The organism is Azohydromonas lata NBRC 102462 (assembly GCF_001571085.1).
Classification (GTDB): Bacteria; Pseudomonadota; Gammaproteobacteria; order Burkholderiales; family Burkholderiaceae_C; genus Azohydromonas; species Azohydromonas lata.
Map to the genome: position 1 here is coordinate 1 of NZ_BCTC01000160.1, position 10,827 is coordinate 10,827.

The 10,827-nt window shown below is 66.0% G+C and carries 10 protein-coding genes; 4 read left to right on the plus strand and 6 right to left on the minus strand.

From position 1 onward, the window contains the following. Positions 1-341 (plus strand): transposase (locus tag ALA01S_RS28905; RefSeq protein ID WP_174548668.1); only part of this gene is annotated, 341 nt, incomplete at its 5' end. Positions 342-561: 220 nt separating this feature from the next. Continuing rightward, positions 562-1,293 carry a TolC family protein gene (locus ALA01S_RS28910; RefSeq protein ID WP_084268054.1) on the plus strand — a complete coding sequence of 244 codons (732 nt, stop codon included), beginning with the start codon at positions 562-564 and terminating at the stop codon, positions 1,291-1,293. Here ALA01S_RS28910 and ALA01S_RS28915 read toward each other — a convergent pair. Together ALA01S_RS28915 and ALA01S_RS28920 are read right to left on the minus strand one after the other, a co-directional pair. Continuing rightward, on the minus strand, positions 1,286-1,837 hold the full coding sequence (locus ALA01S_RS28915) for a transposase (protein ID WP_066342842.1): 552 nt from the start codon (positions 1,835-1,837) through the stop codon (positions 1,286-1,288). The two genes, ALA01S_RS28910 and ALA01S_RS28915, sit on opposite strands and share 8 nt — an antisense overlap. A gap of 35 nt (positions 1,838-1,872) precedes the next feature. Then, the gene (locus ALA01S_RS28920; RefSeq protein ID WP_218011547.1) at positions 1,873-2,385 is read right to left on the minus strand and encodes a helix-turn-helix domain-containing protein; all 513 of its coding nucleotides are present in this window, start codon (positions 2,383-2,385) and stop codon (positions 1,873-1,875) included. A gap of 76 nt (positions 2,386-2,461) precedes the next feature. On the opposite strand from ALA01S_RS28920, the gene ALA01S_RS28925 reads away from it, so the two are divergent. Then, entirely contained in the window at positions 2,462-3,013 is a 552-nt protein-coding gene (locus tag ALA01S_RS28925) for a TolC family protein (RefSeq protein ID WP_238455998.1), read from the plus strand. 82 nt (positions 3,014-3,095) lie between these two features. On the opposite strand, the gene ALA01S_RS28930 is transcribed toward ALA01S_RS28925, so the two are convergent. Next, complete coding sequence (locus tag ALA01S_RS28930; protein ID WP_157119370.1) at positions 3,096-3,419, minus strand: hypothetical protein; 324 nt, start codon at positions 3,417-3,419, stop codon at positions 3,096-3,098. A gap of 366 nt (positions 3,420-3,785) precedes the next feature. Here ALA01S_RS28930 and ALA01S_RS28935 point away from each other — a divergent pair, with 366 nt between their 5' ends. Further along, positions 3,786-5,048, plus strand: a complete 1,263-nt coding sequence (locus ALA01S_RS28935) for a PQQ-dependent sugar dehydrogenase (protein WP_084268056.1) — start codon at positions 3,786-3,788, stop codon at positions 5,046-5,048. Positions 5,049-5,260: 212 nt separating this feature from the next. Here the strand turns inward: ALA01S_RS28935 and ALA01S_RS28940 are convergent, their stop codons facing one another. The 3 genes from ALA01S_RS28940 to ALA01S_RS28950 form a co-directional block, all read right to left on the minus strand. Continuing rightward, positions 5,261-7,210: an FTR1 family protein gene (locus tag ALA01S_RS28940; protein ID WP_066342858.1), complete on the minus strand. Its 1,950-nt coding sequence runs from the start codon at positions 7,208-7,210 to the stop codon at positions 5,261-5,263. Positions 7,211-7,523: 313 nt separating this feature from the next. Beyond that, positions 7,524-7,841: a hypothetical protein gene (locus ALA01S_RS28945; RefSeq protein ID WP_157119371.1), complete on the minus strand. Its 318-nt coding sequence runs from the start codon at positions 7,839-7,841 to the stop codon at positions 7,524-7,526. A gap of 564 nt (positions 7,842-8,405) precedes the next feature. After that, positions 8,406-10,827 (minus strand): efflux RND transporter permease subunit (locus ALA01S_RS28950; protein ID WP_066342862.1); only part of this gene is annotated, 2,422 nt, incomplete at its 5' end.

Consider the following 10,827-nt stretch of genomic DNA (forward strand, 5'->3'; position numbering starts at 1 on the left):
CTATCCTCATCGACTTCCTGCGCCGGCTCATCAAGGGCGCGCCCAAGAAGATCTTTCTCATCCTGGACAACTTGCGGGTACACCACGCCAAGTCTGTCAAGGCATGGCTGAGCAAGCATCATGAGGCCATCGAGGTGTTCTACTTGCCCAGCTACAGCCCCGAGCTCAACCCCGACGAGATGGCCAACGCAGACCTGAAGCAGGCGGTCACGAAGCTGGCGCCGGCGCGCACGAAGCTCCAACTGGTCAAGGCCACCGCGCAGCACCTGCGCAGCGTGCAGCGCCAGCCCCACCGCATCCGCAGCTACTTCGAGCACGAGCCGGTTCGCTATGCCGCCTGATTCAAGTTCATTGATGCCGTCTCAATAGGCACCGAACCTCGACGCAATGCTTTCGCGCAGATGACAAATCCGTAATCTTCCTGACAGCTGCTGTGCAATGAACAGTTGAAGACAATCACGGTATGCGGCGAGCAGCTATGTGGCCACGGTCTGGAGCTTCGTTGCGCGCCAGGATGAGGCGCTGCCGAGTGGCGGCCCATGAATCGGAGACTTGTCTGCCATGCCGTCCCCGATGAAGCCCCGCCGGCTGGTCGGCGTGATGGTATTGGCACTGGCCGGCACGGCACACGGTCAGAGCCTTACCGAGGTGTACGAAGCCGCACGTGGCTTCGACGCCGCATACCTCAGCGCGCGAGCCCTGGCCGAGTCGGCACCGTACCGGGCGGCGCAAAGCGATGCGTTGATGCGGCCCAATCTGGCCCTTTCTGGCAGCGCCACGCGCACTGTTGACGTTACCGCCGGTTTTCCGCGCGAGGTCGAGAACGGAAAGCAGCTGGCCGTCAACGCTCTCCAGCCACTGTTCAACCGTGCCAACGACGCGACTATTGCCCAGTCGCGGCACAGCCTGCAGGCCTCGCTGGCGGAGCTGCAGGTAGCCGAGCAGGATCTGATCGTGCGCGTGGCGCAGGCCTATTTCGACGTGCTGTCTGCGCAGGACACGATCACCACCACGCGTGCGAGCAAGCAGGCCATTGCCGAGCAACTGGCCGCCGCCAAGCGCGGCTTTGTACTCGGCTCCGCCACCATCACCGACACGCGCGAGGCGCAGGCTCGCCTTGACCTGGCCACGGCACAGGAGATCGCCGCCGAGAGCGACCTGCGCACGAAGCGCAATGCGCTCGACCAACTCGTGGGCCGTACCGGCGTACAGCCGCAGCCGCTGCGCCAGCCCGTACTGCTGCCCGAGTTGCTTGCGCCCGGGGACATCGAGCCATGGATCGAGGCTAAGTAGGTGACCAGAAATCATGTACCACACGCCTCAACCAGAAGTGCCGGGACCTCATCCCGGCCTTCCGACGGGCTTGGCCTGCTGTCAACGACTGCACCCAATGGACGGCCGCGGCGGCCAGGGCGTCGATGGACTCGGCTTGACGATTGGCGGCCACGAGTCTTTTGAGCTCGCGCCAGAGCTGGTCCATTGGGCTGAGCTCGGATGCCTGCTTGGGCAACCACAGCCAGCGGATGTTGAGCTGCTTGGCCAGTGCCTGTGTGGCATGAGCGGTATGGGAGCCAGCCCGGTCGGCCAGCAGCCAGATGCAGCCGGCACACCGATAACGCCGGCGCAATTCGACGAGGAATGCCTGCACGTCGAGCTGACCCGCGTGCCGGCGCACCAGCACGACGCGGTGGCCGGTGTGCAGGTTGATCGAGCCGAACAGCACACGCTTGGCATTGGCGCCGGTGATGGGCACCGTGGCCTGCCTTCCCTTGAGCGCCCAGGCTGCCCGCAGCGGCGGGAACAGCCGCAGCAGCGTCCAGTCGATGCACAGCAGCACGTCGCCTGGCTGCCAACCCGATTTGAGCCTGCGTATCAGGCCCCTTTTTTCTGCGCCACATGAGCTGCCCGCTCCGAGAACACGTAGCGCGGACGCTTCCAGCGCCAGCCCGCCTCGTGCAGTCGCCGCCGCAGCGTGTGCTGGCTGACTTCGATGCCGTCGTGTTGGGCCAGGTAGTGCACCAGCAGTGGCACTGTCCATGTCGTGGCCAAATAGCCGCAACGAAGCGGGTCGCGCGCCATCGTCGCTGCCAGCCGCTGGGGCGTAAGTTGCTTGGCTTGCCGAGGCCTGCCGCATCGCAGGCGATCAACCAGCGAGTGAACATCATGCTGTTGCAGATAGCGCTCGACCCAGCGCCGCACGCTGAGCCGAGCAACTCGCAAACGCCGGGCGGCTTCGCTGATCGAGTGCCCCTCGGCCACCAGCAACGTCGCTTCGAGTCTGCGGTACTCGCAAGCCTTGCGGGCCGCGGCCAGCGCCCGTCCAAGCCGACGCCGATCGGCTTTGGTGAAGCATCTGGCCTGCATTCCGCCATCGTCTTTGTCCATGCACGGCAATTTGCCGAGTTCGTATACCTGGTACAAGACATATGGTCACCTACTTAGCCGCACGCTGCATCCACAGGTGCAGCGCGCACACCAGGCACTGGAAATCGCACGGTTGGATACCGAAAAAGCCCGCGCCGGCCATCTGCCCACGGTGGACCTTATCGGATCGGTCTCGCGAGCTCGGACGCAGGCCGATTCCCGTAGCGCCAGCCTGGGGCTTCAGCTCAATCTGTCACTCTACGCGGGCGAGGCGATACAGAACCGGATCCAGGAAACGCTGCATCTGCAGGACAAGGCACGCAACGACCTCGATGCCGCGCACAGAGGCGCCGCGCTGGCCACGCGCCAGCTCTGGGGCACTGTGCAGGCAGGCCGCGCGCAGATCGAAGCGCTGGAGGCAGCCGAGTCCTCCAGCCGCTTGGCGCTGGAAGCAACGCAAATGGGCTACAGCGTGGGCGTGCGCGTCAACCTGGACGTGCTCAACGCCCAGACGCAGCTCTACGCCACGCAGCGTGACCTTGCACGCGCGCGCTACGACCTGTTGCTCAACAGCCTGCGGCTGCGCCAGGCCGCAGGTCTGCTGGAACCCGGCGATTTGCAGCCGGTGCAAGCACTGCTGATGCGCTGAAGCCGGACTCGATGCTGATACAGCCTCCGACCGCCGCCGGCGCGCCATTGCGCGCACGGATGGAGGCTGACCTGCAGGCATCTCAGTTGCGGAACTGCTCGCGCAGCTGCTGCCTTTCCGCTGCCGACATGTTCAGGAGTTCGGCGCGCACCTGCTCACGGGTCTTCCCGGTTGCAGTGGACGGGGCGGTGTCCAGCGGCGCGCCTTCGCGCAGCAGCATGCCCGGCGCAACGGCAGTTCCTGCGCTGCGTCCCTGGGTGCCAGCTGCCGTGTTTGCGTGATCCGGCTGGTAGCTGAAGCCGCGCTCGGTATTGTTGGGAACCCAGGGCGTGTCAGCCATGGACAGCGCGGGCGCGAGCAGCGCCGCGGCGATCACGGCCATCATCGAGGACTTGCGAGCGTTCATGAGGTGCTTCCTTCCGTCTGTCTTGTTGGCTGCTACCGCAGCAGCCATGGAAGCACTGTAGAAGTCAGCCCCCGACAGGACGCTTTCTTTCAGATGACATGTTGGTAATGTGGCCGGCGTGGATGGCTGGCGACAACTGTGCCAAGTAGAAGCCGTTGATCGATGACGGTGCATGGCTGCACAAGCACGCGCACAAGGACCTTGCACACCTCTTGTCATTCGCAGTGACGGATTGGCTTCGGGATGTACTCGCTGCGATCAAGCGCTGTGGCGCTCCTGGCACGCTGGCTGCTGTAGGCCCGCGGCCAGTTCCCAGTCCTGACGACCCTGAACGACTTGGTGTTGGAACACGTTGGAGAGTTATGTATGCCTACGCAACTGCACACGGATCTACTCTCGAATGCGGCGGGCTGTTCACGGCGCAAGGTACTCCACCGGCTTGCAGGCGCGGGCAGTGCAGCAGGTCTGGCGGCCGTGTTGCCTGGCTGCGGTGGGGGCGACAGCCCAGTCCCGATGGAGCGCGCACAGGAGCTTGTGGAAGCTCAAGCTGAACCCTTGCCGGCAGCGCGCACGCTGCACAGTGGCCTTGACTATCCGTGGGGCCTGGACTTCCTTCCCGACAAGAGCATGCTCGTGACGGAACGTGTGGGCCGGCTGCGCCGTGTCAGCGCCGATGGAATCCGCAGCAGCACCGTCAGCGGCACTCCCACCGCACGCATCCAGAACGCCGGCCACGGCGGGTTGCTGGACGTGGCCGTGGACACCGAAGGCGGTGACATCTGGGTGTATCTGAGCTATGCCGAGTGGGGTACGGGTGATCAACGGAACCACGCCGGTACCGCGGTCGCCCGGGCGCGCCTGGTGGGCAACGACCTGCGCGATTTCGCAGTCATCTTCCGGGCCCTGCCCAAGTACCCCCTGTGCATCAGCAAGTACCACTATGGTTCGCGACTGCTGCTGGCGGACGGCAACAAGCTGTTCATCACCCTGGGAGAAGGGCGCAGCGAAGCGCTACGGGGGCAGGCGCAGTGGCTGCGCAGCCACCTTGGCAAGATCGTGCGCATCAACCGCGACGGCAGCGTGCCGAACGACAATCCATTCATCGGACGGGAAAATGCCCAGCCCGAAAGCTGGACGCTTGGCCACCGCAATCCGCAAGGGCTGGCAGTGCACCCGGCCAGCGGCGACCTCTGGAGCAGCGAGCATGGCCCGCAGGGCGGCGACGAGCTCAACGTCATCGAGCAAGGGCGCAACTATGGCTGGCCCAGGATTTCCCATGGCTGCGAGTACGGCACCCCGGTGGATACTTGCACGGTGGTGGGCGGCAGCACTTCGGCGCCCGGGTTGGATCAACCCGTGACGCATTGGGGTCGGGTGCGTATCGCGCCCAGCGGCATGACGTTCTGTGACGGGCGCATGTTTTCTGAGTGGCGCAACCACTTGATCCTTGCCTGCCTGGGCGGCAAGGAACTGTGGCGCGTGGTGATCAACGGCCGACGCGTGGCGTCGCGCACCCGGATGTACGCCGCGACAGGCGAGCGTTTTCGCCATGTGCGCCAAGCACCCGACGGTGCGCTGCTGCTCCTGAGCGATGAGAACAACGGCCGCATATTGCGGGTTGCTCGTTGAGGCTTGTCCAGAATACCGCTCCGGCATGGCCCAGTCAGACCTTGCGAAAGCGGACCGAGCCGCACGGTGTAGGTCCACCGCGGGCGCAGCCGGAGTCAATGCACCGAGCTGGCTGTCCGATCGGGTCCAGCGGTGTCAGTGCATGTCGGACGGGCAGTGCGCCGCCGGCGGCGCTGCGCCCCGGCAGCCTTTTCCGCCCAGCGACCAAGTCCTCAGACGCTTTTCTGAACGGAGCGCGTCCTGTGGCTCGCCGTGGCGTTGAGCCGGAATCCGATCAGCGCGATGGCCAGCACGACCGCCTGGGCGATCATCGTCTCTGCCGACGGGAACATGCCCAGCACCTCTACGCGCGGGAATGACGCGATGGGGCTGGCGGAGAGCCATCCCGCCTCCTGCAACGCTGCCACCCCCTTGCCGGCCAGCACCACGGCCAGCAAGGCGACCAGGACCGAACTGAACGAGAAGAACTTGCCAATGGGCATGCGGGCACTGGTGCGCAGGAACAGCCATGCAATGACGCTGAGGACGACCACACCCGTGCCCAGGCCCGCGAGCAGTGCGCCCCCGTTGCCATCGACTGCCAGCGCCGAGAAGAACAGCACCGTCTCGAAGACCTCGCGGTAAACGGCAATGAAGGCCAGCGCAAACAGCGCCCAGGCCGAGCGGCGTGACATCGCGGACGACAGCTTGTCCTTGAGGTAGTCCTGCCAGCGGCCGGCACTGCTCTTTTGGTGCATCCACAGCCCGACGCTGAGCAACACGAGCGCGGCGAACAGCGACGAGAGTCCTTCCGTCACTTCGCGGCTGGCACCGCTGATGTCCACCACGTAGGTGGCCACGGCCCAGGTGGCGCCGCCGGCTGCCAGCGCGGCAATCCAGCCCGCATGCACGTGACGCACCACGTCCGGGCGCTGCGCCTTGCGCAGGACCGCCAGCATGCCCACGACAACGAGCAGCGCCTCGACGCCCTCGCGCAACAGGATCGTCAACGCGCCCAGGAACGTCGTTGTCGGGTCCGCTGTCCCGGCGTCGAGTTCGGCTTGGGCCTTGGCAAACAGTCCGTCAAGCTGCCCGGCCACGGCCTGCGCCTCCTCGACCTTTCCGGCGGCCAGTGCAGCGCGATAGGACAGCATCGAGTTTTCCACTTCGGTCATCAGCGGCTGGTTGCGCGCGGAGAGCACTGGCTCCAGCGGCTCGAAGCCATCGAGGTAGGCCGACAGCGCCAGGCGGACGGCGGACGTGCGGTCGCCTGAACGAGCCGCGGCGAGGCTTTCCTGCAGGCGCGAGCGTGCGAGCGACACGCCCGCGGGTGCATTGTTGGCAACGGCCTGCGGCTGGCTGCGCAGGTAGGCCATCACGTCGCGAGCCGTATCCGCGCCAAGGGCAACAGCGGCTGTTGCCTCTGTCTGTGTCGTGAGGGCCGACAGATCCGCGAACTTTGCCTTGGCTTGGGCGTCTTGCGCCCACACCTGAGCGCCACGCTGGCGCATTGCATCGTCGTTTGACAGCGTTCCAATATAGAAGGCAAGCGCCCACCGATCGCTCTCGGGCAGGCTGGCGAAGCTGGGCATCGAGGTGCCGGACACACCGTTGCCGATGATCTGGTACAGCGCCATGAGGCTGCGCGACTGAGCGCGCTCGCGGTCCGAGAAGGCAATCGGCTCGGGATCCAGCCCTGCGGCCAAGGGACCGTCCGCCTGGCCCGTGCTGCCGTGGCAACTGGCGCACTGCGCCTGGTACAGGCTTGCCCCGCGCTGGACGTCGGGCAGCAGCTTCGGCGCGACCGGTACCGGATACGCGGCCAGCAACAGCTCGTTGGCGCGACGTGCGAGCGCGGCGACCTCGGCGCCATCCGCGCGGCGCAACACCGCCTCGCGAAGCGACTCGACCACAGCGACCAGATTGTCCTTGGCGGCATTGGCCGGCAGGCCCCTTGCCTGCTGCAAGGCGTTATCCGAGAACTCCCGCATCTCTGCGTATTCAGTCGGGCTCACCACGGTGCCGCCCGCGACAGCGCCGCCGTAATCGACCCCGACATAGTCGAGCAGTTGCCAGAGTTGGCGAACCGAGGCATCGGACGCAGGTGCCTGGGCGAAGGCCAAGCCGCTACTCAGCCACATCACAACCCAGACTGCGAGCAAACGAAATACAGTCCTATTCATTGGAATGATTATCGTTTACGCCGTCAGCCTGCAGCAGGGATGATCAACGCTGGCGCAAGCAAAAAAGGGCTTGCACGGCCCAGTCGATGGCTTGATGTGCAGTGTCGATACTGCTGTGCCCGGTCTTTCGGAGCAGCCGGCTCAGCGCTCGGGTGCGCCGATCAGAACCCGCCGGGAACTGCGAACCCGATGAAGCGACTCCAACGCAACTTGATGTTGCGCTGGAGTGCAGTGGTGCCCCTCTCCTTGCCTTCTCAGGACGGCACGTTTCAGCGAGAGGGCGGCGTGGAGGTCAATGAGCTCTGCGAGCGTCTCAGTTCCGATTGAGTTCCCGCCACTGCTGCTTCTCGGCTGCCGACATGTTCAGGAACTCGCTGCGAACCTGCTCACGGGTCTTGCCCGTCGCAGACGGGGTGGTGTCCTGCGGCGCACCTTCGCGCAGCAGCGCGCTCGGCGCAGCCGCCGATCCCACACTGCGGCCCTGGACGCCGGCCGCGCTGCCATGATCGGGCTGGTAGGTGTAGCCGCGGTTGTTGTTGGCTGGAACCCAGGGCGAGTCCGCCATGGACAGCGCCGGTGCCAGCAGCGCCGCGGCGATCACGGCCATCATCGAGGACTTGCGAGCGTTCATGTTGTGCTTCCTTTGGTTTGCCTTGTGGCCGCTACCGCAGCAGCCATGGAAGCACTGTAGAAAGCAGCCCCCAACAGGACGCTTTCAGTCGTATGACATGTTTGTAATGAGAGGGTGGAACGAGCGGCACAGCTGCGTGAGGCGGCAATGTCCCGTGGCTGATGCCTGATCAGGTTGCGCAGCAGACCTTTTTCTCAACGGAGGGGGACTCGCCGGCTGCTGAAGACCGTCGAGGAAGCGTTGCGGGCTGCTTGCCTGAAGTTCGCTTCCAGCGTGATGACTACTGCTTTGCCTGAGCTTGTCCTTGCTGGTGCTGGCCCAGCCTTTGGAGCCACCTGGGCACTCACCATGCCAGGCTGGCGTGGACATGACGCGGGCCGGGCCGAATGCGCGCCATGCAAGGAGCAGCACTGCGGCAATCGCACACAGCAACCGGCAGCCAGCGCAGAACCCGTTCCGGTTCTGCGCCAGCTGCTTGCTCCGGCAGGGCCGGGGCAGGCCGCACAAAGCACATTCAGGCCTTTGCAAGGGCCGATGGACCCTGCGCAAGCCATGCCGGGTGCCTCAGTGGCTTGCCCCTTTCCTGGCGCGCATCAGCACGTACGCGGCCGGCACCACGAACAGCGACAGCAGCGGCGCCGTGACCATGCCGCCGAGCATCGGCGCGGCAATGCGGCTCATGACTTCGGCACCCGTGCCGCTGGCCCAGACGATGGGCACGAGGCCCGCCAGGATGACGGCCACTGTCATGGCCTTCGGGCGCACCCGCAGCACTGCCCCCTCGCGGATGGCATCGAGCACCACGTCGCGGCTGGGCGCAAGGCCCCGGTCCGCACGATCCTGCAGCGCATGCTTGAGGTACAGCAGCATCACCACGCCGAACTCGGCGGCCACGCCGGCGAGTGCGATGAAGCCCACGCCCGCGGCGATCGAGAGGTTGTAGCCCAGCGTCCACAAGAACCAGATGCCACCGGTGAGCGCGAAGGGCAGCGTGGCCATGATGAGCAGGGCCTCGTCGAAGCGCTTGAACGTCAGGTACAGCAGCACGAAGATGATCAGGAGAGTCGCCGGCACCACGATCTTGAGCCGCGCGTTGGCGCGCTCCAGGTACTCGAACTGGCCCGAGTACGCCAGGCTCATGCCGGGCTCCAGCTTCACCTCCTTGGTCACTGCGGCGCGCAGGTCGTTGGCCACTGCGGCCAGATCACGCCCGCGCACGTCCACGTAGACCCAGCCCGAGGGGCGCGCGTTCTCGCTCTTGAGCAGCGGCGGGCCGTCGGTGACTTGGACCTTGGCCACCGTGCCCAGCGTGATCTGCTGGCCCATGGGCGTGAGGATGGGCAGGCTCGCCAGCCGCTCCGGCGAGTCGCGCCACTCGCGCGGGTAACGCAGGTTGATGGGGAAGCGCGCCAGGCCTTCCACCGTCTCCGCCACGTTCTCGCCACCAATGGCGCCGGCCACCACGGATTGCACATCGGCGATGCTCAGGCTCAGCCGTGCGGCCGCGGCGCGGTCGATCTGCACGTCGATGTAGCGCCCGCCCGTGAGCCGTTCGGCCAAGGCTGACGAGACGCCGGGCACGCCCTTGGCGATGCGCTCGACATCCTGGGCAACGCGGTCGATGGCGGCGAGGTTGCCGCCGGTGACCTTCACGCCAATGGGGCTCTTGATGCCGGTGGCCAGCATGTCCAGCCGGTTGCGGATGGGAGGTACCCAGATGTTGGCCAGGCCAGGCACTTGCACGATACGGTCCAGCTCCTCCACCAGCTTCTCCGGCGTCATGCCGGGACGCCATTGCTCGCGCGGCTTGAGCTTGACCGTCGTTTCGAACATCTCCAGCTGGGCCGGGTCGGTGGCGGTCTCGGCACGGCCGGCCTTGCCAAAGACCAGTTCCACCTCCGGGACGGTGCGGATCATGCGGTTGGTAACCTGCAGCAGCTCGGCGGCCTTTTGCGCCGAGAGGCCCGGCAGTGCAGAGGGCATGTACAGCAGGTCGCCCTCGTCGATGCGCGGCAGGAACTCGCCCCCCAGGCGGGCGAGCGGCCACAGCGTGCTGGCAAAGACCAGCACTGCCAACGCAATGGTCGTGCGCGGCCGATGCAGCACCCACTCCAGCGCCGGGCGGTACACGGCGATGAGCACCCGGGTGATCGGGTTCTTCTGCTCGTCGGGAATGCGGCCGCGGATCCACAGTCCCATCAGCACCGGGATCAGCGTCACGGACAAGCCCGCCGCAGCGGCCATGGCGTAGGTCTTGGTGAATGCCAACGGACCGAACAGCCGCCCTTCCTGCGCCTCCAGCGTGAAGACCGGGATGAAGGACAGCGTGATGATGAGCAGCGAGAAGAACAGGGCCGGGCCGACTTCCTCGGCGGCGCTGGTAATGACTTCCCAGCGCTCATCCCCCTTGAGCTGCTGCCCCGGGTGCGCGTGCTGCCAGGCCTCGAGCTTCTTGTGCGCGTTCTCGATCATCACCACGGCTGCGTCCACCATGGCGCCGATGGCGATGGCAATGCCGCCCAGCGACATGATGTTGGCGTTGATGCCCTGCCAGCGCATCACGAGGAAGGCGGCCATCACGCCCAGCGGCAGCGCGATGATCGCCACCAGCGCCGAGCGCAGGTGCCACAGGAACACCGCGCACACCAGCGCCACGACGATGAACTCCTCGATCAGCTTGCCCTTGAGGTTGTCGATGGCCCGCTCGATGAGCGCGCTGCGGTCGTAGGTCGTCACGACCTCGACGCCCTGGGGCAGGCTCTTTTGCAGCTCCGCGAGCTTGGCCTTGACGGCGTGGATGGTCTCCTGCGCGTTCTTGCCCGAGCGCAGCACGACGATGCCGCCGGTGACCTCGCCCTGGCCGTCAAGCTCGGCGATGCCCCGGCGCATCTCGGGCCCGAGCTGCAGCGTGGCCACGTCACCGAGCTTGACCGGCACGCCCGCACGTGCGGCCAGCGGGATGTTGCGGAAGTCGTCGAGCGACGTG